This window comes from Myxococcus guangdongensis (genome assembly GCF_024198255.1).
Taxonomy (GTDB): Bacteria; Myxococcota; Myxococcia; order Myxococcales; family Myxococcaceae; genus Myxococcus; species Myxococcus guangdongensis.
The window spans coordinates 611,565-638,020 of the sequence record NZ_JAJVKW010000001.1 but is presented as its reverse complement, the minus strand read 5'-3'; the positions used below and the strand labels follow the sequence as shown (position 1 = coordinate 638,020).

Annotated in this window: 23 protein-coding genes; 10 read left to right on the top strand and 13 right to left on the bottom strand. The window is 71.3% G+C overall.

Annotated elements, in window-relative coordinates:
• Positions 1 to 114: 114 nt before the first annotated feature.
• Positions 115 to 1,530, bottom strand: coding sequence for an OmpA family protein (locus LXT21_RS02610; protein WP_254036485.1), 1,416 nt, complete (start codon positions 1,528 to 1,530; stop codon positions 115 to 117).
• Positions 1,531 to 1,547: 17 nt separating this feature from the next.
• Positions 1,548 to 1,865 carry a DUF4398 domain-containing protein gene (locus LXT21_RS02605; RefSeq protein WP_254036484.1) on the bottom strand — a complete coding sequence of 106 codons (318 nt, stop codon included), beginning with the start codon at positions 1,863 to 1,865 and terminating at the stop codon, positions 1,548 to 1,550.
• A 150-nt stretch (positions 1,866 to 2,015) separates the two neighbouring features.
• Here LXT21_RS02605 and LXT21_RS02600 point away from each other — a divergent pair, with 150 nt between their 5' ends.
• Both LXT21_RS02600 and LXT21_RS02595 read left to right on the top strand, forming a co-directional pair.
• Positions 2,016 to 3,008, top strand: a complete 993-nt coding sequence (locus LXT21_RS02600) for a HEAT repeat domain-containing protein (protein WP_254036483.1) — start codon at positions 2,016 to 2,018, stop codon at positions 3,006 to 3,008.
• Entirely contained in the window at positions 3,005 to 3,958 is a 954-nt protein-coding gene (locus LXT21_RS02595; protein ID WP_254036482.1) for an N-acetylmuramoyl-L-alanine amidase-like domain-containing protein, read from the top strand. Before LXT21_RS02600 ends, LXT21_RS02595 begins: the two co-directional genes overlap by 4 nt.
• Positions 3,959 to 3,964: 6 nt before the next feature.
• Here LXT21_RS02595 and LXT21_RS02590 read toward each other — a convergent pair whose 3' ends face one another.
• Complete coding sequence (locus tag LXT21_RS02590) at positions 3,965 to 4,411, bottom strand: DUF2007 domain-containing protein (protein ID WP_254036481.1); 447 nt, start codon at positions 4,409 to 4,411, stop codon at positions 3,965 to 3,967.
• A gap of 84 nt (positions 4,412 to 4,495) precedes the next feature.
• On the bottom strand, positions 4,496 to 4,882 hold the full coding sequence (locus LXT21_RS02585) for a response regulator (protein ID WP_254036480.1): 387 nt from the start codon (positions 4,880 to 4,882) through the stop codon (positions 4,496 to 4,498).
• 165 nt (positions 4,883 to 5,047) lie between these two features.
• On the opposite strand from LXT21_RS02585, the gene hpf reads away from it, so the two are divergent.
• Both hpf and LXT21_RS02575 read left to right on the top strand, forming a co-directional pair.
• A complete protein-coding gene (gene hpf, locus LXT21_RS02580; RefSeq protein WP_254036479.1) occupies positions 5,048 to 5,407 on the top strand; it encodes a ribosome hibernation-promoting factor, HPF/YfiA family in 360 nt (119 codons plus the stop codon).
• A gap of 145 nt (positions 5,408 to 5,552) precedes the next feature.
• The gene (locus LXT21_RS02575; protein ID WP_254036478.1) at positions 5,553 to 7,634 is read left to right on the top strand and encodes an MXAN_5187 family protein; all 2,082 of its coding nucleotides are present in this window, start codon (positions 5,553 to 5,555) and stop codon (positions 7,632 to 7,634) included.
• A 423-nt stretch (positions 7,635 to 8,057) separates the two neighbouring features.
• Here LXT21_RS02575 and LXT21_RS02570 read toward each other — a convergent pair whose 3' ends face one another.
• The 5 genes from LXT21_RS02570 to LXT21_RS02550 form a co-directional block, all read right to left on the bottom strand.
• On the bottom strand, positions 8,058 to 9,731 hold the full coding sequence (locus LXT21_RS02570; RefSeq protein WP_254036477.1) for an ATP-binding protein: 1,674 nt from the start codon (positions 9,729 to 9,731) through the stop codon (positions 8,058 to 8,060).
• A gap of 391 nt (positions 9,732 to 10,122) precedes the next feature.
• A complete protein-coding gene (locus LXT21_RS02565; protein WP_254036476.1) occupies positions 10,123 to 11,493 on the bottom strand; it encodes a periplasmic substrate-binding domain-containing protein in 1,371 nt (456 codons plus the stop codon).
• Positions 11,490 to 13,196 carry a VCBS repeat-containing protein gene (locus LXT21_RS02560; RefSeq protein ID WP_323393972.1) on the bottom strand — a complete coding sequence of 569 codons (1,707 nt, stop codon included), beginning with the start codon at positions 13,194 to 13,196 and terminating at the stop codon, positions 11,490 to 11,492. Before LXT21_RS02560 ends, LXT21_RS02565 begins: the two co-directional genes overlap by 4 nt.
• Positions 13,193 to 15,820, bottom strand: a complete 2,628-nt coding sequence (locus LXT21_RS02555; RefSeq protein WP_254036475.1) for a penicillin-binding protein 1A — start codon at positions 15,818 to 15,820, stop codon at positions 13,193 to 13,195. The genes LXT21_RS02560 and LXT21_RS02555 overlap by 4 nt, the downstream gene beginning before the upstream one ends.
• Before the next feature lie 95 nt (positions 15,821 to 15,915).
• Complete coding sequence (locus LXT21_RS02550) at positions 15,916 to 16,980, bottom strand: tetratricopeptide repeat protein (RefSeq protein ID WP_254036474.1); 1,065 nt, start codon at positions 16,978 to 16,980, stop codon at positions 15,916 to 15,918.
• Between the two features lie 195 nt (positions 16,981 to 17,175).
• On the opposite strand from LXT21_RS02550, the gene xth reads away from it, so the two are divergent.
• The 4 genes from xth to LXT21_RS02530 all read left to right on the top strand — a co-directional run bounded on the left by xth (position 17,176) and on the right by LXT21_RS02530 (position 20,914).
• A complete protein-coding gene (xth, locus tag LXT21_RS02545; protein ID WP_254036473.1) occupies positions 17,176 to 17,946 on the top strand; it encodes an exodeoxyribonuclease III in 771 nt (256 codons plus the stop codon).
• 20 nt (positions 17,947 to 17,966) lie between these two features.
• A complete protein-coding gene (locus LXT21_RS02540) occupies positions 17,967 to 18,815 on the top strand; it encodes an alpha/beta hydrolase (protein WP_254036922.1) in 849 nt (282 codons plus the stop codon).
• Positions 18,816 to 18,851: 36 nt separating this feature from the next.
• Positions 18,852 to 20,024 carry a threonine synthase gene (locus tag LXT21_RS02535; RefSeq protein WP_254036472.1) on the top strand — a complete coding sequence of 391 codons (1,173 nt, stop codon included), beginning with the start codon at positions 18,852 to 18,854 and terminating at the stop codon, positions 20,022 to 20,024.
• Between the two features lie 161 nt (positions 20,025 to 20,185).
• The gene (locus tag LXT21_RS02530) at positions 20,186 to 20,914 is read left to right on the top strand and encodes an alpha/beta hydrolase (protein ID WP_254036471.1); all 729 of its coding nucleotides are present in this window, start codon (positions 20,186 to 20,188) and stop codon (positions 20,912 to 20,914) included.
• Positions 20,915 to 20,916: 2 nt separating this feature from the next.
• On the opposite strand, the gene LXT21_RS02525 is transcribed toward LXT21_RS02530, so the two are convergent.
• Entirely contained in the window at positions 20,917 to 21,714 is a 798-nt protein-coding gene (locus LXT21_RS02525) for an eCIS core domain-containing protein (RefSeq protein WP_254036470.1), read from the bottom strand.
• 223 nt (positions 21,715 to 21,937) lie between these two features.
• Here LXT21_RS02525 and LXT21_RS02520 point away from each other — a divergent pair, with 223 nt between their 5' ends.
• Together LXT21_RS02520 and LXT21_RS02515 are read left to right on the top strand one after the other, a co-directional pair.
• Positions 21,938 to 22,132: a hypothetical protein gene (locus LXT21_RS02520; RefSeq protein ID WP_254036469.1), complete on the top strand. Its 195-nt coding sequence runs from the start codon at positions 21,938 to 21,940 to the stop codon at positions 22,130 to 22,132.
• A 208-nt stretch (positions 22,133 to 22,340) separates the two neighbouring features.
• The gene (locus LXT21_RS02515) at positions 22,341 to 22,811 is read left to right on the top strand and encodes a hypothetical protein (RefSeq protein WP_254036468.1); all 471 of its coding nucleotides are present in this window, start codon (positions 22,341 to 22,343) and stop codon (positions 22,809 to 22,811) included.
• Between the two features lie 225 nt (positions 22,812 to 23,036).
• Here LXT21_RS02515 and LXT21_RS02510 read toward each other — a convergent pair whose 3' ends face one another.
• From LXT21_RS02510 to LXT21_RS02500, 3 genes are all read right to left on the bottom strand, one after another.
• Positions 23,037 to 23,240, bottom strand: a complete 204-nt coding sequence (locus LXT21_RS02510) for a YbdD/YjiX family protein (RefSeq protein ID WP_254036467.1) — start codon at positions 23,238 to 23,240, stop codon at positions 23,037 to 23,039.
• A 1-nt stretch (position 23,241) separates the two neighbouring features.
• Positions 23,242 to 25,341, bottom strand: a complete 2,100-nt coding sequence (locus LXT21_RS02505; protein ID WP_323393969.1) for a carbon starvation CstA family protein — start codon at positions 25,339 to 25,341, stop codon at positions 23,242 to 23,244.
• Between the two features lie 154 nt (positions 25,342 to 25,495).
• Positions 25,496 to 26,422: a DUF6999 family protein gene (locus tag LXT21_RS02500; RefSeq protein WP_254036466.1), complete on the bottom strand. Its 927-nt coding sequence runs from the start codon at positions 26,420 to 26,422 to the stop codon at positions 25,496 to 25,498.
• Between the last annotated feature and the right edge of the window lie 34 nt (positions 26,423 to 26,456).

Below are 26,456 nucleotides of genomic sequence, written 5' to 3'. Positions count from 1 at the left end.
CCAAGGGCCTGGGGGTGCCCATGCCCGCCGCGACGACGGCCCTGCTGAAAAGCGAAGCGCCTCCGCGGGACGAAGCCCGGGAGGCGCTGTGCCTGCTTCCGCGGGAGGCGGAAGTTACTGCGTGATGATGTTGAACTCCGTGCGGCGGTTCTGCGCGCGGCCCGCCTTGGTGGTGTTCGGTCCGATGGGCCGCGTCTCACCGAAGCCCACCGCCTCCATCCGACCCGGGTCGATGTTGCGCCGCAGCAGCTGCGCCATCACCGCGTCGGCGCGCTTCTGCGACAGCCTCAGGTTCGCCTCGTCCTTGCCCAGCGAGTCGGTGTGGCCCTCGATGCGGACCTTCCCAATCCAGGGGGCGTCACGCAGCGCCTGCGCCACGTCGTCGAGGATGGCGTTGTTCTGCTTGTTCCCGACGATTTTCGCGGAGCCCGAGCCGAAGAGGATCTGCTTCTTGATCTCGATGCGGTCCTTCTTGATGACCACGTTCTTGTACTGCTTCGGGCAGCCGCGCTCCTCCTTGGTGCCGGGCTCGTCCACGCACGCGTCCAGGCGGTCCACCACGCCGTCGTTGTCCGAGTCCTTGTCCGGGCAGCCCGAGTTCTCCGGCGGGCCCGCCTCGTTGGGGCACTTGTCCTGGGCGTCCGCCAGGCCGTCGGCGTCGTTGTCCAGGTCCGGGCAGCCGTCCTCGTCCTGGAAGCCGTCCTTGTCCTCGGGCTCGTCCGGGCACTTGTCCTGCGCGTCGTTGACGCCGTCGTTGTCCCGGTCCGGGCAGCCCAGGTTCTGGATGGGGCCGGGCTCGTTGGGGCACTTGTCCTGGGTGTCCACGACGCCGTCATTGTCGTTGTCCAGGTCGGGGCAGCCGTCCTCGTCCTGGAAGCCGTCCTTGTCCTCGGGCTGGTCCGGGCACTTGTCCAGGTTGTCGTTGATGCCGTCGCCGTCGCGGTCCGTCGGCGCGAGCGCGGGGCAGCCCTGGTTCTCCAGGACGCCGGGCTCGTTGGGGCACTTGTCGTTGGCGTCGAGCACGCCGTCGTTGTCGTTGTCCGGGTCCGGGCAGCCGTCCTCGTCCTGGAAGCCGTCCTTGTCCTCGGCCTGGTCGGGGCACGGGTCGTCCTTGTCCAGCACGCCGTCGCCGTCGCTGTCCGTCTCCTCGATGCGGACCACGACCTGGGGCGGCTTCTGGGGCTCGGGCGTCGTCGGCGTCGTCGCCTGCGGGGCCTCGGGGCGCTCGCGCACCAGCACCTGCCGGGGACCGCAGCTCTTCGACAGCTCCAGCGCCCGGTCCACCGCCGTGTCGGCCAGCCGCACGTGGGAGGCGGCGCGGCCGCTGTTGCCCTGGCTCAGCTCGCCCTTGGCGAAGTCGAGGTGGGCCTCCGCGGTGGCCAGCTCCACGGGCGCGCAGCGCAGCGCGCCGCTGCGGCGGGCGCGCTCGACGTCGGCGGCGAGCACCTGGGTGTCCGCGCGAATCTTGCTGCCGCTCACGCAGCTGGCGAGGAAGAGGGACAGCAGCGCCGCAAGGCAGGGACGCGTCATCGGGAGCACTCGGTGCGTCACGGGTTCGGGGTCCTCTCGTCGGTGTCGCTGCTGCCCGACACGGACATGGCCTTCTCGCGCGCCTCGTTGGCGAAGCGCGACGCCTTCACCGCGAAGTCCACGCCGGCTTGATAGTCGGAGTAGCCAACCTCCTCGCGCGCCTTGTCGATGTACAGGTTCGCGGCGGTCCACTCGTACGGAGCCAGCTTGTCGGCTCCGGCCGTGCGCGCGGCCTGAATCTGGACTTCGGCGTCGAGGATGTTCGCGGTGGACTTCACGGGGCCGCATGCGGCGAGCGCCCCGGCCACCGACACCAGCACCGTCAGCTTCTTCATAGCGTGGCGCCTCTAGAGGAGGGACAGAGGCATCGGTCGTATCAATCGCCTCTTGGGGGGTCAAGAATCGGGCAGACCCTGTTGGAGGGGGGGCGGCCCGGCGCCAGGGACTTTGACGGCCGGCGGCTGGCTTGCCATCGTCCCCCTCCCGTGCGCCCGCCCGTCCTCCCCGCCCGCCTCCTGCTGCTCCTGACGCTGCTCGTGTCCCCCCTGGCCCTGTCCGCCCAGGCGTCCGCCGCGAAGCGCGCCGAGCGTCAGGCGGAGACGGAGAAGGTGGTCCAGACGGTCCTCCAGGGCGGCGCCGTGCCCGCGGCCGTCTCCCGCCTGCGCTACCTGCGCGAGGAGCCCTTCGCCGCGGACCTCATCACCGAGTCCCTGCGGCGCGCCCTGGACGAGCGGATCCGCCGCAACATGGTGGCGGTGCTGGCGGGGCTGGACACGCGTTCGGCGGAGCCCGCGTTGGTGCGGCTCGCGGGCGACGGGGACAGCACGGTGCGCATGTACGCCGCGCAGGGCCTGGCCCGCATCAAGAGCCGCAACGTCCAGGTGCTGCTGCCGCTCCTGGCCGACAAGAGCAGCGGCGTGCGCCGGGACGCCGCTCGCGCGCTGGGCGCTTCGCGCAACCCCAAGGTGGGCAAGGCCCTGATGGCGGCCGCCAAGGAGGAGCAGGAGCTGGAGGTGCGCGCCGCGATGCTGGCCGCCACGGGCGAGGCCGGTGACGCCAAGCAGGCCAAGGCCCTCAAGGAGTTCCTGGAGAACGACTCGGAGAGCACCCGCTTCGCGGCGGCGCGCGGCCTGTGCCGGCTGGGGGCCCCGGAGGGCTTCGCCTTCGCCAACAAGCTGCTCGGCGACTCGGACCGCTTCAAGCGGCGTCAGGGGCTGGAGCTGTTCGAGGGCGTGGTGGCGAAGAAGGCCAGCCCCGCGCTCAAGCCGCTCCTGGAGGACAAGGACCGCACGCTCGCCGCGGGCGCCGCGCGCATCCTCTACCAGGGGGGCGACCCGTCCATGCTGGACTGGCTGGTGCTGGCGTCCTGGAACGCCAAGAGCGACGAGAAGCTGGCCTACGAGAAGGAGCTGGAGACGCTCCAGCTCCAGGATGATCGCCGCAAGGTGATCCTGCGAAGGGCGGGCGTGGCGCCATGACGTGGGCGGTGGTGCTGGCCGCGGCGCTCCTCACCCAGGCGCCGGTGGACTCCTCGAAGCAGGTCGCCGCGCCCGGGGCCGCGCGGCTCGTCGAATCCGGTTCCGCCGCGGCCCAGGCGGCCACGGCCTCACCCGCGCGCGCCAACGGCTGGACGGGCCTGGACGCGAGCGCCTTCGCGGCCCTGGTGGCCCAGGCGACCGAAGCGCCCCTCTCCGAGCGGCTGCTCTCCATGAGCGCGCGCTTCATCAACACGCCCTACGTGCTGTCCCCGCTGGGCGAGGGCTCGGGTGTGGACCCCGACCCGACCTTCCGCCTGGACGCGGTGGACTGCCTGACCTTCGTCGAGCAGTCGATGGCGCTGGGGCTGGCGCACACCGAGCCGGAGGTGGCCTCGCTGCTCGAGCACATCCGCTACGCCCAGACGCCCTCGTACGAGGACCGCAACCACCTCATGGAGGCGCAGTGGCTGCCCAACAACATCCGCAAGGGCTTCCTGCGCGACGTGACGCGCACGCTCGGCGGTGCGGACACCGTCGGCGTGACGAAGACGCTGACGAAGGCCACCTGGCAGTCGCGCTCCTCGCAGTCGCTCCAACTGCCCCTGGAGCGTCAGCCGACGGGCACGTACGCGCTGAACATGATTCCGCTGGAGAAGGTGATGGCGCACGCGCGTGACATCCCCTCCGGCACCATCCTGGTGGTGATGCGCGAGGACCTCCCGCTCAAGGCCACGCGCATCACCCACCTGGGCTTCGTGGTGCAGCGCAAGCACCGCACCTTCCTGCGTCACGCCTCGCGCGGCGGCTACAACCGCGTGGTGGACGAGGACCTGGAGACCTTCCTCACGCGCAACTCGCGCTACGCGAAGTGGAAGGTCACCGGGGTGAGCCTGTTCGAGGCGCGAAGGCCGGACAGCCCTCCGCCGAGCGCGGTGGTGCGCTCGCCCTGACGGCCGTCAGAAGGCGGGCGGCGGGGGTGAGGAGCGCTCGGTCTCCCGCTCCTCCTCCTCGGCGGCCCTCACGGCCTCATCGGTGGTGGCCGCCTCCTCGGCGCGCTCGCGCTCGATGAGCAGGGCGGCGCGCTCGCGCAGCTCCTCGGGGACGAGAATCTCCCACCAGGGCAGCAGGTTGCCGGTGGTCAGCTTGTCCACCACCCCCGAGCGTCCCGCGCGCACGAGCACGGGGATGTCCCGCTCCTCGAGCATGCCGGTGAAGACCTCGACCATGAGGGGGTTGTCCGTCGTCCCGGCGCGCGCGAAGACGCGCTGGTCCAGCTCGTGGGGCAACGGCAGGCCCCGGCGGTTCATCTCTCCGGCTTCGACCAACCGGGGGTTGCCCGGGCAGTCCGAGCATTGCTCGATGTCATCCCGGTACTCCGAGCCGCACCTTGCGCAGTATCTCATGTCCGTCCCTCCTGCCCGTGGATGTCCTGGAGGGACATGGTAGGTCCGGTGTCCCGTCGCGGCACCTGGGGCCCATCCTTCCGTTCACTGCCGGGCGTCGTCGCCGGGCCAATGGCGGGCCTCGGCTCCCAGCCTGCCCACGGCGCTGCTCAGCCGCTCCACGTCGATGGGCTTGCGCAGCATCAAGTCGCAGTGCTCGGCGCCATCCACCTGCGTGTAGCCCGAGACGAGGATGACGCGCGTGCGCGCGGAGCGGGCCTTCACCCGCCGGGCCAGCTCCGTGCCCGTCAGTCCGGGCAGCGACTCGTCCGTCACCACCACGTCCGGATGCGCGCTCTCGAAGGCCCTCAAGCCCGACAGGCCGTCACTCGCGGTGACGACGTCGAAGTCGAACTCGAGCAGCTCCGCGAGGAGCTCCCGGCTGTCTGCGTCGTCCTCGACGAGGAGGACCTTGATTCGGTCGGCGCCCATGCGTCTGGGTAACCCTGGCACCTGTCGGAAACGTCCGCCGCGAGCGCCGCGCCTCGCGTGCCGCGCCGCTCGGAGGGCAGCCGGGCGGAAGAGCGTCCCTCACCGTGGGGCAATGGGCTGTCCATCCGCGCGGGACTGTCCATCTTTGGCCCCGGAGGTGATGCCATGAAGGTGTTGATGCGGGGCGTGCATCTGACCCTGACGGATTCCCTGAGGGACTATCTGCAGGAACATCTGGTGAGCCACATCGAGCGGTACGCGGACGACGAGGCGGCGGAAATCGACATCTCGCTGGTGGACATCAACGGCCCCAAGGGCGGGGTGGACAAGGAGTGTCGGGCGACGGTGCGCATGCCGAACTTCGCGGCCATCCACGTCACGGAGGCGGCGGAGACGCTGTTCCAGGCCATCGACGCGGCGCGTGACCGGCTGGAGCGCAGCGTGCGCAAGGCCGTGGAGCGGCGCCGCGAGGTGCGCACGGACGGGCTGCCCGACGACGTGGCGGCGAACGTGCCCACCTATTAGCGCAAGACGTATCAGGGTGTAGGGCCCGGTCTTCCTGGCTGTGGGCCAGGCGGCCGGGCCCCAGTTGTCCGCTGTCCGAATCTTGCTGGGTCCGAATGGTGAACGCTATAAGCGGAACCCTTCACCCATGGGCTAAAGGACGGCGATGGTCCGCCTCAAGTTCCTCCTCTTCGCGTTCCTGGTCATTGGACTGGGGCTTGCTCATCTCCCGATGTTGTCGGGACCGCTTCGCGCGCGCGCGGTGGAAGGAGCCACGGCTCAGTCCGCCTCGGGCGTGACGGAGGTGGCCCGCCGCGTGGATGCGCGTCGCGCGGAGGTCCAGGCGCTGGCGCTCAAGCTGGCCGCCACTCCGGATGTGGCCAGCGCGGTGCACGCGCTGCAGCCGCCCAAGCCCGCGACGCCCGCGCGTCCTCAGTACGGCGCCTCTTCTTCCCGCGACAAGGACAAGGAGGACGACAAGGCCGCGCTGCAGCCGCTGACGGCCGAGCGTTTCTCCGCCATCCGCACCGCCGCCGAGGCCGTGCTGCCCAAGGAGCTCAAGGGCGCGGTGGTGGCGCTGGCGGCCCCGGACGCGGCGTTCCACGCGGTCGTGGGCGGCGAGCCTTCCTCGGACACCGCGAAGCTGGATGTCGCCGCGCTGGCGAAGGCGGGCACGACGGTGGTGGACGCGCTGGGGACGACCCACGTGTTCGCCGCGGTGCCGGTGTTGTGGGGCGGGGATTTCGGCGTGCAGCCGGCGGTGACGCTGGTGGTGGGCGCGCCGCTGTTCGACGAGGGCGCGCTGGAGGCCGCGGTGCAGGCCACGGGCGTCACGGCGCTCGGTCTGGTGAAGGGTGACTCGGTGACGGCCTTCGGGCCGGACAAGCTCCTGGCGGAGGGGTCCCTGGCGCAGGTGGCCGCGAACACGAACGGCGTGGTGGTGCGCCGTGGCGCCCTGCAGAACCTGGGGCCCATCGCCCTGCCGATGCTGACCGACGGGGATGTGATGGGGGGACAGGCGCCGCTGGCGGTGGCCTCTCGTCGCGCGCTGGAGGGGACCTCGGTGGAGGTGTTCTCCGTGGCCGGGACGCAGGCGGTGCTGGGCGCGCTGGCGGACTATCAGCAGAACGCGCTCTTCGCGCTGGCGGGCCTGCTGGTGCTGACGCTGGTGTGGGCCGCGATGATGGGCGGCGCCCGGGCCTCGGGTGACGAGGTCCAGGGCTCTTCCGACACGCTGAGCCTGTCGGCCGCGATGGCGGCGAGCGCTCCGGCGGCCATGCCCGCCGCGCAGCATGCTCCGCCCGCGCCGCAGCCGGTGGCCGCGGCCCCGACGCCGGGACCGTTGCCGGATCCGTTCGCGTCCTCGCCGCTGCCTCCCGCGCCGACGCCGGGGCCGTTGCCGGACCCGTTCGCTTCCGCGCCGCCGCCTCCCGCGGCCCCGCCGTTCGGGGCGGACCCGTTCGCCCATGCGGCGCCGGCTCCCGCGGCGGCTCAGCCGTTCGGGGCGGACCCGTTCGCGCTGCCGCCTCCTCCCGCGGCGCCCGCGCCGATGGCGGATCCGTTCGCGCTGCCGCCTCCCTCGGCGGCGCCTTCGAGCCCGTTCGGTGGGGCGGATCCGTTCGGCCAGGCCGAGCCGTTCCCGTTCCCGGCGCCTCCTCCCTCGGCGCCGCCTCCCCCGGCCGTGCCGCCCGCGACGCCGTTCGGTTCCGCGTCGTCCATGCCGTTCGAGCCGGAGCCCAATGGTGAGTCCCTGTCGCCGGCCTCGCCTCGTCGGGGCGCGTTCGCGTTCGAGGACCAGCCCACGGCGGCGTACTCGCTGCAGCAGGCGGCCAATCCGTTCGCCCTGGCGGCGGCGCAGGCTCCGGACAACCCGGAGACGACCCGTGTCGCGGCCATCCCGCGCGAGCTGCTCCAGGCGAGTGCGCGTCCCCCCGATGCTCCGATTCCGCTGCCGGCGCGGGGTGGGGCGGCTCCCGCGGCGATTCCGCTGCCGGGCGCGGGGCCCTCGGGCAACTCCGCGGTGGCGCTCTCCGAGGAGCAGCACTTCCAGGAGGTCTTCCGCGAGTTCATCACCACGCGCGAGCGTTGTGGGGAGCCGGCGGACGGCCTGACGTACGACAAGTTCGTGCAGAAGCTGCGCAAGAACAAGGAACAGCTCGTCCAGAAGTACGCGTGCAAGACGGTGCGCTTCCAGGTCTACGTGAAGGAGGGCAAGGCCGCCCTCAAGGCCACGCCCGTCAAGGACTGAGCGCGGCGTTCACCGTGAGGTGACAGTCGGAGCCCGGGGCGCAGGTCGCCTCGGGCTTCGTTCGTTTCTGGGGGCGGAGTCACGCGGTGGCTGGAACCCGTGCGAGGCGCCGTGCTCCCGCGCTTCTCGTGTGCTCCCGCGGTGGCACATCGAAGGCGGACTCACGCCTCGACCCAGGTGCCGTGCAGCACGGGGCGGTGCCAGGTCCTCGCCTGCACGAGGCGCCTTGCTCGAGGGCCCGCGCACGAGGTGTCGACTCCAGGCGATGGGCTCGCTGCACCCTGTTCCAGGCACCGCGCAATCACGAGACCCGCGCACTGGCGAGACTCGCTGCTCGCTGGCGTGCGCGCTGTGTGTTGGCTCGAGGCGGGATGGCTTGCCGCGCCGTGTCCGCGCGCTCTGTTCCGGAGCGAGGGGCGCGGCCTACCGGACGCCGACGGCGCTGATGCCCTCGGCGCGGGGGAGCACGACGCTGAATCGCGCGCCCTGGCCCGGCTCTCCGCCGACCTCGAGCTTGCCGCCGTGCTCCTGGAGGATGCGCGCCGCGATGGCGAGCCCGAGCCCGGTGCCTCCGTCCTTGGTGGTGAAGTACGGCTCGAAGATGCGGGCCCGGTGCTCGAGGGGGATGCCCGGGCCGCTGTCCTCGACCTCGATGAGCGCGTCGGTGTCCGTGCCCTTCACGCGCACGCGCAGGTTGCCACCCTTGCCGGCCATGGCCTCCTCGGCGTTCTTCACCAGGTTGACCAGCACCTGCGTCAGCATGTCCCGGTCCACCCGCGCCACCACGCCCGTCTGCAGGGCGGGCAGGATCTGGATGCCCTCGGGCGGCGTGGCGTAGAGCGCGAGCACGCTCTGCGTCAGCTCGGACAGGTCCACGGGCGAGAGCTGCGGCTTGGGCATCCGCGCGAACCGGCTGAACTCGTCGACGATGCGCCGCAGCCGGTCCACCTCCTCCAGCACCACCCCGGCGCTCTCCTTGAAGAGCTCCGGGAAGCGCGGATGGCGCGCCTCCTGCGCGGCGAGCAGCGTCTCCAGCGACATGCGGATGGGGGTGAGCGGGTTCTTGATTTCATGCGCGAGCCGCCGCGCCACCTCCTGCCACGCGGCGATGCGCTCGCTGGCCACCAGTCGCTCCGTGGTGGCCTTCAGCTCGGACGTCATGTGGTTGAACGTCCGGACCAGCTCTCCCACCTCACCCGTGGCGTCCGCCGTCACCTGCACGTCCAGCGCGCCCTCGGCCACGCGGCGAGCACCTTCGGTGAGTGCCTCCACGGGCCTCGTCATCCACCGTGACACGAGCAGTCCCAGGAGCACCGCGAACGCACCGCCCAGGCCCGCGAGCAGGACGAACGCGCGCATGACGCCTTCCTCGGCCTCGCGCGCGGCGGCGCGACTGAAGACCAGTCGCACCGTGGCGGTGTCCCCCAGCGGGAGCTCGCGCGCCACCGTGGGCGGCAGCGCGGTTCCGGCGCGGGCCAGCTCATTCTCTCCCGAGACCAGCGTGACCTGGGCCTGCGTCAGTCTCGCCAGGTGCTGCGCCAGGCTGTCATCGAGCAGCACACCGCCCACGGCCCACAGGCGCAGGTCGCCGTAGTCGATGGGGCGCGCGGTGACGAGCGCGGGCATCTGCCGGAGGCCCGATGACGTGCGCACCTCCACGCGGACGGGGACCGGCTTGGGGGACGACTCGCGGGTGACGGCGAAGAGGACGGGGTCTGGGTCGCCGCGCCGCGCGGGCAGGTGGCCCGAGGACAACACCGTGCCTCCCCGGTCGAAGAGCGCGAGCACCGTCAGTCCGCGCGTCTTCATCAGCGCTTCCGCCGTGCCGGCCTGGATGGCGCGGGTGGGGCGCTCACGCGCCTCGCGGGCCAGGTCCTCCATCGCGGGGCTTTCGACCAGCTCCTCCACCGCGCGACGGGCCGTGGCGGCCGAGCGCTCCAGCGACTCCTTCGCGCTGAGGGTGGCCGCCTCCATGCGGGCATCCAGCTCGCGCGAGAGGGTGTCACGCAGGCGCGACAGCGTGGGCAGGACGACCACCGCGAGAGGCACCAACGCGAGCAGCGCGAAGGCGAGCGCCAGTCGGGTCCTCAGTCTCAAGGGTGGCTCCTCCTCACGTGCCGCTCAGCCGTGCCGTGCGGACGCCATGTCGACACGCTTCCGGCTGGCCTCCCATCGCGGCGTACTCGATGGGCCGCGGGAGCGCGCCATCGAACGGCGGCAGACCCTGTTTGCCGTTCATCCGGGACGCGTGGAGACCGCGCCTTGCTCGAGGGCGTCCTCTCCTCGCGGCGCCCTCGGCGGGCAGCAGGAACTCGCCATCGAGCGTTGGCAGGTCCTGCTTGCCTCGCACCCTCGCCGCGCGGGCACCGCGCCATGCTCACGGGCGCCCTCCCATCGCGGCGCCCTCGGCTGGAAGCAGGAACGCGCCGTCGAGCGTTGGCAGGCCCTGCTTGCCTCGCCCCCTCGCCGCGAGGGCACCGCGCCATGCTCACGGGCGCCCTCCCATCGCGGCGCCCTCGGCTGGAAGCAGGAACGCGCCGTCGAGCGTCGGCAGGCCCTGTGTATCCATGGCGAGCCCTCCGACCTCCGGCATGGCGCGCACGCCCAGTCCCTGCGCATACAGCGGCAACAGGGGCAGCGTCGCGGCCAGCGCCAACGCACGCTCACGGGCCCGCGCGTCGCGCGCCGCCATGTCCGTCAACGCGCCGATGGGGGGCAGCTCCACGCCGAGCAGGTCCTTGCGCCCACCCGCGTCCAGCACCACGGCCAACGCGGGGCCTGGCGCGGGTGGGAGCATCAGCGCGTGCAGCATCAACTCGAAGTCGCCCTTGGCCCACCGCGTGCGCAGGGCCGCTCGCGACAAGGGCTCCAGTGCCACGGTGTAGCCACGTTCATGCAGCTTCACCTGGATGCGCTCCGCCACCGCGCGCTGGTCCTCGAGCGCCGTGTCGTAGATGAGCGTCACCTTGTGGGCCGGGCCCGCCGGGGGCGCCGTGGGCCGCGCCCGAGGCCCTTGCGGCATCAGCGCCGGAGGCAACAGGTGCGGCATGGGCACCGCGGGGCCATGCACGAACAGCCGCGTGAGGTCCTCCCGGTCGATGGAGCTCTCCACCGCCTGCCGGAAGTCCGCAGGGAGCCGACGGGGCGAGAAGGCCAGGTACGTGGCGTACAGCATCGCGCCCGACACGGTGTCCGACTCGGACGCGACGCCCAGCTCCACCTGGACCTGTCGCGAGGACCACAGGCGGGCAAGCCCCCGTTCATCCGTGGCCGTGAGCAGCAGCCGGTCCAGGTACGGCCTCCCACGAGGCCAACCAGTCTGCGCATCGAGCGCGCCGCGTCCCGCCGACGAGAACGGCCCCGCGGGAGTCCCGGACACGGGCGCGGCCAGGGCAGGGTGGCACAGCGCGCGCTCCATGTCGGGCCAGGGGAACGAGAGCGCGAGCTCCAGCGTGGCGCCGCTCGCGTTGACCTGCCGCCCCTCGCCACGCAGGGGATAGAGCAGCGCACGGTACGGCGAGGCGCCCTCCGCGCTGGACAGCCGCATCCACGCGCGAGCCAGCGCTCCGGCCGTGGCGGCGTTGGGCAGCGTCAGTCGAGAAACCTGCGGCGTGGGACGCGACAGCTCCCGGGCGAGCGCGGGACGGGCCTCGCCCTCCGGCGTCACCGTGCACACGGGGCGCGACAGCAGGCCGAGCAACGTGGCCTCCAACGGCGTGTCCGCGAGCGAGGGCTCTCCGACCTCGGGCGGCCCCGCGTGGGCCATGCGCACCTCTCCGCCATAGCGCGTCCGTCCCGCCGCGAGCGAGGGCGAGGCGCCGAGGAGGATGAGACTTGCGAGGGCGAGACGCGGCGTCATGGGGCACCCTGGCGAAGGAGGAACAACTCACCGGTGCCATCCGGCTTCAACAGGCCCACCACCACCTCCCGGAGGTCATCGCCGTCCAGGTTGGCCGTCACCACGTACAGCGCGCGCCCCGCAGGCAACGTCCCCTGCCACAGCGGCTCATGCACGGTGGGGTCCGTGCCGTTGAGCGCGTGGACGCGCAGCACGTCCGGCGAGGGCTGCAACAAGGGCGATGTGGTGAGCAGCTCCGGAGTGCCGTCGCCATCCAGGTCTCCCAGCGCGCTGCCCGCTCCCAGCCCACTCAGTCGCGTGGGGGATGTCCCCGCGCGCGAGTAGAGCGATCCGGTACCGTCCGGATGCACGAAGAGCATCCTCGGGGGCGCGAAGCCCGCGGTGGTGAAGGGCGCGGAGAGCGTCACGGGCTTGCCCTCCGCGAGCCGCACCTCGGCCTGGAACGCCGTCTGTCCAGGGACGAAGGTCCCGCGTTCGACAGCGCCCAGCGGGGCACTGTCGAGAGTCCCCACGGGCCGCAACGTGCCACGTGCCTTGTCGAGCACGAGCAGCTCACCATGTGCCCGCCGGGTGCTCCACGCGGCGATACGGGGTGGCCCGGGAATCACGGCCAGCGCGCCGAAGGGCTCTCGCGTGGGGGCATTCGAGAAGGGCAGGCCCTCCAGCTCGCGTCGAGCCAACAGCCGTCCGTCCGCGTCGAAGGCGGAGACGTCTGTCTCCGTCAGCACGACGATTTCATCGCGCCCGTCACCATCCAGGTCGCCCGCGCCGAGCGCGGCGATGGGCTGCTCCAGTCTTGCCAGCACGGCGCCCAACAACCGCACACTCCGAGGCCCTCCGGTGGGAGGCGGGGCGGCGGGAGCGCCCACCGAGGCCAGCGCGAGCACCTCCGCGTCCGCGTCCACCGACTCGACGAGTGCACCCGAGGGCTTCGCTGGACGGGTCGGCACACGGCCGGACCAGAAGTTGATCCACGTGCCCAGCGCGTCGCCACGAGCCCGCAGGGCTCCGGCCTCCACATCCAGCGTCAGCCGCACGAGCGTACGGGCACCCTGGGCCCGGGCCACGGACTCCGCGGCCTCGGCGCTCGGCGCATCGACCAGGACAGGGGCCAGGCTCGCGGAGGCGAGACGTGAAGCCAGCACACTTCCGACCGCGCGCCGCAGCTCCGGCGAGCTTCCCGAGAGGTACAGGGCGACCGGCGCCTCGGCGGGCAGCGCGCGCACCGCGGTGGCCAGCTCACCCGCGAGTCGCTGAACGGCGGACGAGCCCTCCGAGGAGGAAGCTGCCGCGCCCGCCGCGAACAGGGACATGCCCACAGGCGCCTCGAAGGGAGACGTCCGCACTTCAGTGATCAGCGCACCGAAGGAACTCGAGGCTGCGCCCGCCGCCAATCGCGAGACGGCCACGGGCGTCTCGGAGGGGCCGGCCCTCATGCCGGTGGCTGGCGCACCGAAGAAACTCGAGTCTGCGCCCGCCGCCAACCGCGAGACGGCCACGGGTGTCTCGGAGGGGCCGGCCCTCATGCCGGTGGCTGGCGCACCGAAGGAACTCGAGGCCGTGCCCGCCGCCAACACGGACAGGGCCACGGGCGCCTCGGCGGGCAGCGTGCGCACGGCAGTGGCCCGCTCCGCGGAGGAAGACGGAGCCGCGCCCGCCGCCAGCGAGGTCAGCAGCGGCGCGAGGACGAGAGCTCGGCTCACAGACCCTTCCTGCCGTCATCGAGGAAGAACTCATCCGTCGTCACCTGCCCGGGCGGCGGCGCCTTGGCGGTGGGCTGTGTCCCCTCCAGGAACGGCTCCAGCCGTCCCGGCACGGACTCGCCGGCCAGGAGCCCCGTGGCGGGGTCGATGCGAACCTGGAGCACCCCAGGCGGCACCTCGAACTCACGCGCGGGCAGCCCCTCATGCGCCACGCGCATGAACTGCAACCAGATGGGCAGCGCGGCGCGTCCACCCGTCTCGCTCCCACCCAGCGGCGAGTTGTCGTCGAAGCCCACCCACGCGCTGGCCACCCAGTCCGCCGTGTAGCCGGAGAACCACGTGTCCTTGCTCTCCTGCGTGGTGCCCGTCTTGCCCGCGGCGGGACGGTTGAGCTCGCGCACCGCCTTGGCCGTGCCTTCCTCCACCACGCTGCGCATCAGCGATGTCGTGAGGTACGCGACGGCCGGAGGCAGCGTCTCCTCGAACGCGGGCTGGTGGTCCTCCAGCAGCTTGCCGCGCGAGTCGCGCACACGCAGCAACATGAGCGGCTCGGCCAGCTTCCCGTTGGCCTGGAGCGTGGCATACGCATTCACCGCCTCCAGCATCGTCAACTCGCCCGTGCCCAGCGCCAGCGTGAGGTTCTCCGGCATCGCGGAGCGGATGCCCGCCCGGCGCGCGAAGTCGATGACGGTGGGCGGGGTGAGCGCCTCGATGAGCCGCACCGACACCGTGTTCTTCGACTTCGTGAGCGCCTGGCGCAGCGTCATCGGCCCCTCGAACTGACGGTCATAGTTCTGCGGCCTCCACGCCTTGCCCGTGTACGGGTCGCGGATGGTCTCGGGGGCGTCGTTGACCTTGGAGAGCGGCGTGTAGCGCCCGCTCGCGAGCGCCGCGGCGTACAGGAAGGGCTTGAACGAAGAGCCCGGCTGACGTCGGGCCTGCGTGGCGCGGTTGAACGACGAGCGCTCCGCGTCATACCCACCCACCAGCGCGACGACGTTGCGGTTGTCCGGGCGGATGACCACGAGGCCGCCCTGCACCATGGGCACCTGGTCCAACGTCGCCTCCAGGAAGGCCGGCGCGGGCGGCGCCTTCAACACGCGCACGAAGACGAGCTGCCCCTTCTCGAACACGTCGCCAATCTTCTTCGGCGCGCCCTTGCCCTTCTGACGGGCCCAGCTCACGCCAGGGAAGGCCACCTCCGCGGTGCGGCCCACCAGGTCCACGCGCGCCACGTTGCGCTTCTCGTCCAGCTCCGTCACGTAGCCCGTCAGCCGCAGCCCTTCCTCCAGCGGCTTCAGGCGCACCGCGCGCACCAGCAGCTCCTCCTCGGACGGAGGCGCCTCGTCCTCGGGCGTCAGCTCCGGCCGCTGCTCCTCCGCGCCGTCCACGTCCGCCTCCGCGGGGGCCACCTCCTTCGGGGGCTCTCCCGCCGCGGTGATGCGGGACAGGGGCTCCAGGTCCGCGACATAACCCTGGTCCTTCTGCCGACGCCCGGCCTCCTCGATGCGCGTGAGCACCAGGGCTCGAAGCCGCGTCCACTGCGCGTCGTCCAGCGTGCCCTTGGGACCGCGATAGCCCTGGCGACGGTCCACCGCCTCCAGGCCCTCCCGCACGGACTGCTCGGCGGCGACCTGGAGCTTGGGCACCATGGCGATGTCCACCCGCAGGCCCCCCTGCATCACCGCGTGCTCCCCATAGCGCTCGATGAGCGTGCGGCGAATCTCCTCCGCGTAGTACGGGCCCACGGCCTGCTCCGGACGCGGCGCCAGCACGATGGGCTTGTCCACCTCCTCGTCCACCACCTTGCGCGGCACGAAGCCCTGCGCGGCCATCTGCCCGAGCACATAGCGCTGGCGCGACTTCGCCCGCGTCATGTTCGTCACCGGGTTGATGCGGTGGGGAATCTGCACCGTGCCCGCGAGCACCGCCGCCTCACCCACGCTCAGGTCCTTGGCGCGCTTGCCAAAATAATAGAGCGCCGCCTCCTCCACGCCGTAGCGGCGCTGCCCGTAATACGACTGGTTGATGTAGAGGCTGAGGATCTGGTCCTTGGTGAGCGCCTCCTCGACGCGCGGGGTGAGGATCCACTCGCGAATCTTGCGCGACAGCTTGCGCTCGGGGGACAGCAGCAGGTTCTTCACCACCTGCTGGGTGATGGTGGACGCGCCGGACTTGCGGCTGCCGGGGATGAGGTTCTTGATGGCCGCGCGGAGGATGCCGAACGGGTCCAACCCCACGTGCTTGTAGAAGTCCGCGTCCTCGGCGGCGAGGAACGCGTCGCGCACATGCGGAGGCAAATCCTGCACGCGCACCACGGTGCGCTTCTCGTAGGCGTACTCGGCGCAGACCTGGCCGTCCGCGCACGTCACCTTGGTGACCTGCGGCAGCTCGTACGTGCGCAGCGCGTCCACCGAGGGCAGGTCCTGGCTGTAGTAGACGTACGCGCCCACGCAGACGAGCAGCACGAGGACGAGCCCGACCACGCCGGTGATGAGCAGCCGCTTCGTCCACTTCCAGAGGCGCGCGCCCAGCCCGGGGCGGCGTGGCTGCTCGGGCGGGGGCGGCGGCGTGGAGGGCTGCGGGGCTTCGGGCGGAGTGGGCATCACAGGGGCCAAGGTCATGTGCTTCTCGACGGGGGCCGCACGTTAGACCGATGGGCCGGCGGCGGGAACCGGCCCGACGCCCGCCTGGAGGTCGGTCTCCAGGCGGGGAGGCACTAATGCAGCTCGGGCAGGGGTGAAAGGGCTTCCGGCGTCCGGGCGTCGCTCGGGGCCAGGTCCGCCCGGGCGACGCGGTTCATCCGGTCCGCGTTGACGCGCACCTGGACGTAGCGGGGAGACAGGCGGGTGGCCTGGGCATACGCGCCCCGAGCTTCCTCCTTGCGGCCCAGCCGCTCCCAGGCCACGCCCAGGTTGTTGTGCACATAAGCGACGTGGGGCAGCAGCTCCGCGGCCCGCGCGAGCACCTCCGCGGCCTTCGTGTCCTCACCCGCGCGCAGGTAGGCGAAGCCCAGGTTGTTGAGCGCGTAGCCGTGCTCCGGCTCCAGGTGAACCGCCTGCTGGAAGCGGAGGATGGCGGGCGACAGCTCGCCCGAGGCCAGGTGGGCCCGGCCGAGCACCTGGTAGCCCTCCGCGTCCTCCGGCGCGCGCACCACCGCCTCCTCGCCCACGCGCACCGCCTCCGCATGGCGCCCCAGGGACACCAGCAGGCGGGCCTGCTGGATGAGCGCGCTGGCCTCCTCGGGCATCAGGCTCCCCATCCGCGCGTAGGCCACGAGCGCCAGCTCCGACTGGCCCTGCAGCCGCGCCAGCCGGGCCGCCATCGTCAGCGCCTCCGTGTCGGACGGCTCGTCGTGCAGGGCGCGGCGCACCTCGGTGAGCGCGCCGGACACATCCCCCAGCTCTCGCAGGGCGCGGGCGCGGCCCAGGTGGTCCACCCGTCGGGTGTGCTCGTGCGACAGGGCCAGGCCATCCTCGACCGCCACGCGCGGCGCGGGCCCGGCGGCGGACGGGAGCTCCGGGGTGGCCGAGTGGGTGGCCGGGATGGGGAGGGGCGCCTCGGCGAACGTCGGCGCGAGGTCCACGACGATGCCCGCGTCACGGGCGCGCGCGTGCTGCTCGGCCAGGGCCAGCCACGGTCGCAGCGCGGCGGGCAGGGGGACATCGGTCCACGCGGCCAGGCCGAGGGCCGCGAGGCAGGACGGCACCAGGGCCTTCTTCAGCGTGGGAGGCAGGGTGAATCCCAGGGTGCGGCGGGAGGTCTTCTTCGTCCTCGGGCTCATGGCGACCTCGACTCCAGGCGGGGCGTCCGGGAAGGGCGCTCCGGGAGGACACCTGTGGGCGTCCTCCCACCCGGAGTCATTGCGATGCGCATGCCAGGGCTCTTGCCCCGGGGCGTGGGACGGGGTGTGGCCGTGGGGCCGCACGAGGAGGGAAAAGCGTGGCGGGGGCGTGGGTGCCGTGCGACGGTGCCCGCGATGAAGATCGCGACCTGGAACGTGAACTCGGTACGGGCCCGTCAGGAGCGCCTGCTCGAGTGGCTGAAGAGCGCGCAGCCGGACGTGGTGTGCTTGCAGGAGCTCAAGTGCATCGAGGAGGACTTCCCGCTGGAGGCCGTGCGCGACGCCGGCTACCACGCGGCCCTCCACGGGCAGAAGACCTACAACGGCGTGGCCATCCTGGCGAAGGAGGAGCCGCGCGACGTGGTGAAGGGGCTGTCGGACGGCGTGGACGACACGCACGCGCGCCTCATCGCCGCGACGGTGAAGGGCATCCGCGTGGTGAGCGCGTACGCGCCCAACGGGCAGTCGGTGGACTCGCCCCAGTATGAGTACAAGCTCCAGTGGTACGGCCGGCTGCGCCGCTACCTGGACACGCGACACAAGCCGGAGGAGCCGCTGGTGCTCGGCGGCGACTGGAACATCGCGCCCGAGGACATCGACACCTATGACCCGAAGCTGTGGGAAGGGCAGACGCTCTTCACGCTCAAGGAGCGCGACGCGCTCCAGCGCCTGTGCGCCTTCGGTCTGACGGACGCGTACCGCAAGCTGCACCCCGACACGCAGCGCTTCTCGTGGTGGGACTACCGCAACCTCGGCTTCCCGAAGAACCTGGGCCTGCGCATCGACCACCTCTACGTGTCCGCGCCGCTGGTGCCCCGGCTGACGGGGGCGGATACGGACCGTGACGCGCGCAAGGGCAAGCAGCCCTCGGACCACGCGCCGGTGTGGCTGGAGCTCCAGGATTGAAGCAGGTGAGGGACATCATGATGACGCGACGGTGGATGGCGTATGTGGGGCTGAGCCTGTTGCTGGCGGGGTGCTCCGTGCGCCGGTTGCCACCCATCGCCCTGGAGCCCCCTCCACCGCATGAGCTGTACCTGCTGCCCTCCTCGGTGCTGAAGGAGGAGCGGCGCATCGCCGTCTACCTGCCGCCCGGCTACGACACGGCGAAGGAGGCGCGCTTCCCGGTGCTCTACATGCCGGATGGTGGGCTCCAGGAGGACTTCCCGCACGTGGCCTCCGCGGTGGATGCCGCCATCCGCGCGGGGGAGATGCGGCCGGTCATCGTCGTGGGCATCGAGAACACGGTGCGCAAGCGCGACATGACGGGGCCCAGCGAGGTGGCGGCGGACCGGGAGCTCGTCCCTGTTTCGGGAGGCTCCGCCGCGTTCCGTGCGTTCATCCGCGACGAGCTGATTCCCGACATCTCCCGGCGCTACCGCGTGACGGAGGAGCGGGCCGTCATCGGCGAGTCGCTCGCGGGCCTGTTCCTCATGGAGACCTTCTTCCTCCAGCCGGAGCTGTTCGACACGTACCTGGTGTTGAGCCCGAGCCTCTGGTGGAACGGCGAGGCGCTGGTGAACCAGGCCGGGGCGCACCTCGCCTCCCGTCCGGGGCTGCGCGCGCGGCTGTATGTCTCCTCCGCGAACGAGACGGACATCGTCCCCGCGGTGGCCCGGCTGAAGGACATCCTCCAGGCGAGCGCACCCGCCGGGCTGACGTGGGAGGTGGAGCCCCGGCCGGACCTGCGTCACGACAACATCTACCGCTCCACCGCGCCCGCCTTGCTGCGCAAGTGGTTGCCCCCGGTGAACACCGCCGGGGACGGACGGTAGGACTCGGGGCAGGGTTCGCCGTAGAGTCGGAGGGCCATGTCCGTCCTCCGACTCGACTGTACGAAGTGCGACCGGACGTATGCGCCGGGCGCCGTGCTGAACCTGTGCACCTCCTGCAACGCGCCGCTGTTCGCGAGCTACGACCTGGAACGCGCGGCGAAGACGCTGCGCCGCGAGGCCCTGGCGACGCGGGAGCGCTCCATGTGGCGCTACCACGAGGTGATGCCCGTGGAGGACCCCGCCCAACGGCTCAGCCTGGGCGAGGGCTGGACGCCGCTGCTCCCGACGCCCCGGCTGTCGGCGCGGTTGGGGATGAAGCAGGTCTGGGTGAAGGACGAGAGCGGCAATCCCACCGGCTCGTTCAAGGCGCGCGGCCTGTCGGCGGCGGTGTCGATGGCGAAGGTGCTGGGGGCGAAGGCGGTGTGCCTGCCCTCGGCGGGCAACGCCGGGAGCGCGCTGGCGGCGTACGCGGCGCGCGGTGGATTGCAGGCGCATGTCTTCGTGCCTCGCGACATCGCGAGCCTCTTCCTGCTGGAGACGCGGGCCTATGGCGCGCACGTCGAGACGGTGGATGGGCTCATCACCGACGCGGGGAAGGTGTGCGCGGGGCTGGCGCGTGAGCATGGCTGGTACGAGTGCGCCACGCTGAAGGAGCCCTACCGCGTGGAGGGCAAGAAGACGATGGGCTACGAGGTCGCCGAGCAGCTCGGGTGGATGCTGCCCGACGTCATCCTCTACCCGACGGGCGGCGGCACCGGCCTCATCGGCATGTGGAAGGCGTTCGAGGAGATGGAGGCGATGGGCCTCATCGGCTCGAAGCGGCCGAGGATGGTGGCGGTGCAGGCGGAGGGCTGCGCGCCCATCGTGAAGGCCCACGAGGAGGGCCAGCCCGATGCGCCGATGTGGCAGGGCGCGACGACGCATGCGCACGGGCTTCGCGTGCCGAAGGCGCTGGGCGATTTCCTCATCCTGCGCGCGGTGAAGCAGAGCGGTGGGACGGCGGTCTCCGTCACGGAGGCCGAAATCGTCCAGGGGACGAAGGACCTGGCCTCGGCCGAGGGCCTCTTCGCCGCGCCCGAGGGCGGCGCGTGCGTGGCCGCGCTGCGCAAGCTCCATGCGTCCGGGCAGGTGACTCCCGAGGAGTCCGTGGTGGTCTTCAACACCGGCACGGGCTTCAAGTACGTGGAGAACATGGCGCCGCTCTGGTGAAGCGGAGTCGCAACCGCGAAGGAGGAGGCGTGAAGATGCCGACGAGGAGGTCTCTGGTCTTCTCGCCGCGGGAGGCCCTGCTTCGAGCTCTCGTGGGGATGTGCCTGGGGCTCGTGGCCTGTGTGGCGCCCAAGAGCGCGGGGCCCGCGAGAGAGGCCACGATGGCGGGTCCCCTCGCCCACGTGTCCACGGAGGGTCGGGTGCGCTCGCGTCCGGGCCCGGTGTCGGAGGTGTCAGCGGCGGTCGGCGAGCACCCGCTGGGGCTGGGCGGCGCGCGGGACGGGCTCGTGTACGTGCCTCGCTCCTACCGTCCGGAGCAGCCCGCGTCGTTGATGCTGTTGCTGCACGGCGCGATGGGGAACGCGCGGCAGATGCTGGAGGCGCTGGCGCCCGTCGCGGAGGCGGAGGGGCTCCTGCTGGTGATACCGGAGTCGCGCGGCGTGACGTGGGACCACAAGCTGGCCACGGGGGGCGCGGACCTGGACTTCATCGACCGGGCGCTCGCGCGGGTCTTCGCTCGCTACGCCGTGGCCCCCGAGCGCATCAGCGTCTCCGGGTTCTCGGATGGCGCGTCCTATGCGTTGTCCATGGGCATCCTGAACGGGGACCTGTTCTCGCGCATCGTGGCCTTCGCGCCGGGCTTCGTGGACGCGGCGGAGCCTCGCGGTGTACCGCGCGTGTTCATCGCCCACGGCGTCGGAGACAAGGCCATCCCCGTGGAGGAGGGGCGGCGCATCGGCGCGGAGCTGCGCTCGGCGGGCTTCGACGTGCGGTTCCACGAGTTCACCGGCGGCCACTCGATTCCGGCCGAGGTCGCGCAGGCCGCCGCGCGGTGGCTTCGTGAACCGAACCCACCGGCGGACAGTCCCGCGTCAGGCGCGAAGCCCTAGCCTCAACGCCAGGGGAGGCGATCGAGGATGCCATCCTTGACGCGCTCGAGGGGCTCCGTGACGGTGTCCCAGACCTTCTTGCCAGCGTCCTTCACGCCGTCGACCACCGCGTCCTTGACCTCGTTCCACTTGCCCGTGGCCTTGGAGAAGTCCCAGTTCGGGTCTCCCTTGCCCTCGCGCATCTGCTTCACCGCCTCGTCGAGGTACGCGGTGCGGTCCTTGCCGCTCTCTCCGACGAACGGCCGCTTGCCGTCGAAGTAGCCCTGCTTGTACGCGTCCTGGATGAGCTCGCCCTGTTGCTCGGGGTTGAGGTCCGCCCACTTCTTGCCGGACTCGAGGCCCTTCTCCCAGTCGTAGCCCTGTCCCGCGCCCTGCGCGACCAGCGCCTTGGCCGCGTAGTCCGCGCCGTGGTTCTGGTACTGCCAGACGTGGGTGGCCTCGTGGGTGAGCAGGTCCTTGGACGGAGGGAAGTTCGTGGGCGAGCCGTCCTGCGCCTTCGGGTTGACGAGGATCTTGTTCCCCACCGTGAAGGCGGGCGTGTAGCGGCTCAGGTTGTCGAAGAGCGTCGAGGGCCCCTTCACCACGCTGACCTTGTCCAGGTCGACGCTGTCGCCGAAGACCTTCTTCAAGTCCTTCTTCTGCGCGTCGTCGAGCGGCTGCCCCTCGAGCTGGTTCGCCGCGTCCTGGACCTTCTTGAGCACGTCCTTGCCGGGGATGGGCAGCGACGGGATGAACTCATCGACGATGGGCGACGCCTTCGCCTGGGCCGACACGGGGGTGGCCTGCGGCTTGGGCGCCACCTCTGGCTCCACTCGACGGTACGGAACCGCTCGGCGATTCTCGAGACGAACAGGCGGGGCCATTGCGTGACTCCTCTGGGTGAGGGGGGCTGAGTCACTTGGATTGTCTGGACAGGTCTGCGTTTGTTTCCTCGAATTGTGAGATGAAGGGAGACATGCACGGCGGAAGCCCGCATGACGCACGCGGACGACAGTGCCGTGGCAAGACTCCCGTCGAGACCCCATGACGACGCCCCCTCCCGAGTCGCTCCCGTTCCCGGACAGCCTCTGCCATCGCTGCGCCGCGCCACCGCGCTACGTCCAGTCGCGGACCTCGGTGTTCATCATGTGCCCGCTGTTGCCGGGGAAGTACCCGCCGCAGCCGGTGCGGGCTTGCGCGCTCTTCCGCCCCCGGGGGCCGGCGGGTGTGAAGGATTGAGCCGGAGGGCGGGCATGAGAGGGAGCGGGCCCTCGTCGCGAGGAGCAGGCGGCAAGGCCAGGTGATTGCGAGGTGCGCTGGCCGTCCCCAACTGTGGCGCGCAGCGCAGTCACTGAGGGGGAGGGACTTGATGGTCACCAAGAAGAGCTCGCGCGCTACGTCGCGCACCCGTGGGATGCCCAAGAAGCGGATGGTTTCTCGTACGCGCATGTCGAAGCCTCGACGTGCCACCGCCGCGCCCCGACGTCGTGTGGCGTCCGGGGCGCGCGCCTCGGCGAACAGCCGGTACACGCGGCCCGCGCTGAGGGAGCGCCTCAAGAAGCGCATCATGGCGGGCTCGCGGGGAGGGCGCGCGGGACAGTGGAGCGCGCGCAAGGCCCAGCTGCTGGCCGCTGAATACGTGAAGGCCGGCGGTGGCTATCGCGGGCGGAAGGCGACGAGCCAGAAGTCGCTCACGTCGTGGACGCGCGAGGCCTGGCAGACGAGCACCGGCGGCACGCGCGCGCGCCGTGGCGCGACGACGGCTCGCTATCTGCCGAAGAAGGCGTGGTCGCGGCTCAGCGCGCGTCAGAAGCAGGCCACGGAGCGGCGCAAGCGCACGGCCTCGCGAAGAGGTCGGCAGTACGTGGCGAACACGCCCGCCGCGCGTCGTGCTCGCAAGGCGGCGACGCGGCGGTGAGCGTCCGGCCTTCCCGCCGCGCTCGCGTCGTGGCGGCGTGGAGGGGCGCACCTGGGTCACCCGCCGTGCTCGTTCCGCACGGCGGGTGACCCGTTCAGGCCCCCTGCGGCAGGAGCGCCCGGCGGCGCGAGGCCATTGGCGCGTCGCGGGCTTCTTGCGTCGGCGGATGCGGCGGACACTGCCGCGGTGGCTCACCGCGACGGAATCGCCGCGGAACTCCTCGGCTCAACAGCAGCGTCCGCCACCGCCCCGGTAGCGCGCCGCCATGCGCTCGTCGAAGAACTCCTCGTACGTCATCACCGGACGCTCCGGATGATGCGCGCGCAGGTGCGCCACGTACGCCTCGTAGTCGGGCACCCCAATCATCAGCCGCGCGATGCGGACGGCCTGTCGCCAGCCGCGTCGAAGCGCCTCCGCCCAGGTCGCCATCTCAGGAGCCCTCCGCCGCCGTCACGGGGACGTAGGGGGTCTCATTCGCCGTGGGCGTCGCGGAGCGCCGGGCCGCGAGCGCGGAGCGCACCCCGAAGCCCACCGTCGCCAGCACCAGCACCATGAAGAAGACGGTGAGCCCGGCGTCCAGGTAGTCGTTGGAGATGATCTGCCGCATCTCCTCCAGCGACTTCGCGGGCGACAGCACCTTGCCCGCGTCGATGGCGGCGGAGAAGTCGCGCGCGTGCGCCACGAAGCTGACGCGCGGGTCCGAGCCGAACACCTTCTGCCATCCCGCCACGAGCGTGCAGCACACCAGCCACGCCGCCGGCAGCGCGGGAATCCACAGGTAGCGCTCGCGCTTCATCTTCACGAACACGACACACACCAGCGTCAGCGCGATGGCCGCGAGCATCTGGTTCGCGATGCCGAACAAGGGCCAGAGCGTGTTGATGCCGCCCAGCGGGTCCACCACGCCCTGGTAGAGGAAGTATCCCCAGCCCGCCACGCCCAGCGCCGTGGCGATGAGGTTGGCGCCCCAGGACTCCGTGCGCTTGAGCGGCGCGTACACCAGGCCCGCAAGCTCCTGAATCATGAACCGCCCCACGCGCGTGCCGGCGTCCACCGTGGTGAGGATGAACAGCGCCTCGAACAGGATGGCGTAGTGGTACCAGAACGCCATCATCCCCTCGCCGGCCACCAGCCCATGGAGGATCTGCGCCATGCCCACCGCCAGCGTCGGAGCGCCTCCCGCCCGGGAGAGGATGGACGTCTCGCCGATGTCCCGCGCCGTCTGCGCCAGCACCTCGGGCGTGATGACGAAGCCCCACTCGCTGATGGTGCGCGCCGCCTGCTCCACCGTCGTGCCAATCAGCGCCGGCGGGGCGTTCATCGCGAAGTACACCCCTGGCTGGAGCACCGTCGCGGAGATGAGCGCCATGATGGCGACGAACGACTCCATCAACATCGCCCCGTAGCCCACCATCTTCGCGTCCCGCTCGTTCGCCAGCATCTTGGGCGTGGTCCCCGAGGCGATGAGCGAGTGCCACCCCGACACCGCGCCACAGGCGATGGTGATGAACAGGAACGGGAACAGGCTGCCGGAGAACACCGGCCCGCTGCCGTCCGTGAAGCGGGTGACGGCGGGCATCCGCATCTCCGGCGCCGCCAGCACGATGCCCACCGCCAGCACCAGCACGGTGCCAATCTTCAGGAACGTGGACAGGTAGTCGCGCGGCGCCAGCAACAGCCACACCGGCAGCACCGACGCGCAGAAGCCATACGCGATGAGCATCCACGCCAGCGCCTTGCTGTCGAACGTGAAGAAGGGCGCCCACGTGGCCGACTCCGCCACCCGTCCCCCCAACCAGATGGACAGCATCAGCAGCACGAAGCCGGCGATCGACACCTCGAGCACCTTGCCGCGGCGCACGTAGCGCAGGTACAGGCCCATCGCCAGGGCGATGGGAATGGTCATCGCCACGGTGAAGGTGCCCCAGGGGCTGTGCGTCAGCGCCTTGACCACCACGAGCGCCAGCACCGCGAGGATGATCATCATGATCATCAACACGCCCACCATCGCCACCACACCCGCGGCCGGCCCCAGCTCCATCCGGACCATGTCCCCCAGGGACTTGCCGTCGCGCCGGATGGAGAGGAACAGCACCGTGAAGTCCTGCACCGCGCCCGCCAGCACCACGCCCGCCAGAATCCACAGCGTGCCCGGCAGGTAACCCATCTGCGCCGCCAGCACCGGCCCCACCAGCGGCCCCGCGCCGGCGATGGCCGCGAAGTGGTGGCCGAACAACACCCACTTGTCCGTGGGCACGTAGTCCAGTCCATCGTTGTGCCGCAGCGCGGGTGTCGCCCGCGTCGGGTCCAGCTTCAGCGCCCGGTCCGCGATGAACCGCCCGTAGAAGCGATATCCGATGAGGAACACGCAGACCGAGGCCACCAGCAGCCAGATGGCGTTGATGGACTCGCCCCGGTGGAGCGCCACCGTGCCCAGACAGAAGGCACCGACGAGCGCGACGAGCACCCAGCCGAGCAGCGGCACGAGGCCAGGACGGGACGGGGGACTTGTCGGAGTGGCTTCCTTCACGAGGGACCTCGCGCGGCGAGCGATGCGCCCCGCGAAGGCGGCGCCCGGGCAGCTTCCCCGGGAACGCCACCCGCCGCGATGCGCGCGAGGCCCGTTGTCTTCGCCGTGTTGGCTTCTCTCCACTCGCTCCGAGTGGAAGACGACGACGCGAGGTTCAGGCCGCTTCGGGCGCGGGAGCCCGGAGCCCCGGCGCCACGATGCGCGCGAGCTGGGGCATCCGCCCGTGTTTGCACTCCACCAGGAACGCGTGCATCGACTCCGCGGACAGGCCGTGCAGCACCAACCGGAAGCCCGCGCGCATCGTCGACAGCGGCACCAGCGGATGGCGGTTGTTCACCAGCGCAACGAGCCCCGGCGCCTGCATCAGCGTGGCCACGTAGATGGCGATGGTCTCGTCGAGCTGCAGCGAGTTGCTCGCCCGCCAGAAGTCCCGGTCCGTGAGGAACAGCTGGTACACCGGCGTGAAGATTTCAATCGCCGACTGGAGGTCCAGGAAGTTCGTCCAGCCGTTGGGGAGGGGCTCCAGTGGGAACTCGTCGGAGATGCCGCTGAAGTCCAGCTGGGCCGGTGGCTCCAGGGTGCGTCCCTGCTCGCGCAGCGCCTTGTTCAGCCGGATGACGAAGTTGAAGAGGTTGAGGTCGTGCTGGAGGAAGATTTCGTCCTTCACGTGCTCCAGCGTCGTCGGACGCAGGGGCTGGGTGGGGACGTTCAGCTCCTTCGCGTTGCGGGCGATGAAGTCGAGAATCTCCGAGCCGACGTGGAAGTGCCGGAGGATGAGGAAGTTCGCCTCCGGGCTGACCCACACCTTGAGCCCCCACGCGAGCAGCCGGTGCAGCAGCTTCGACGAGGTGAAGCGGTTGGGGATGAAGAGCTTCACCACCTGGAAGAAGACGATGAAGAGCCGCGCCATGGGGCGCATGAGGGGCAGCAGGAACTGACGCGAGCGCGAGCGCTGGTCCACGAGCAGCGCCGCCTTGGTGCGCTCGTTCATCGGCAGGCTGCGGTCCAGGAACATCGCCACCCAGGGGTCGGGGTCCCTGGGGTCGTGCGGCTGGTTGTTCAGTTGCTCGACGGGGTCCATGACTCACCGGAACGAAGGGACGAGGCGCGCGTGT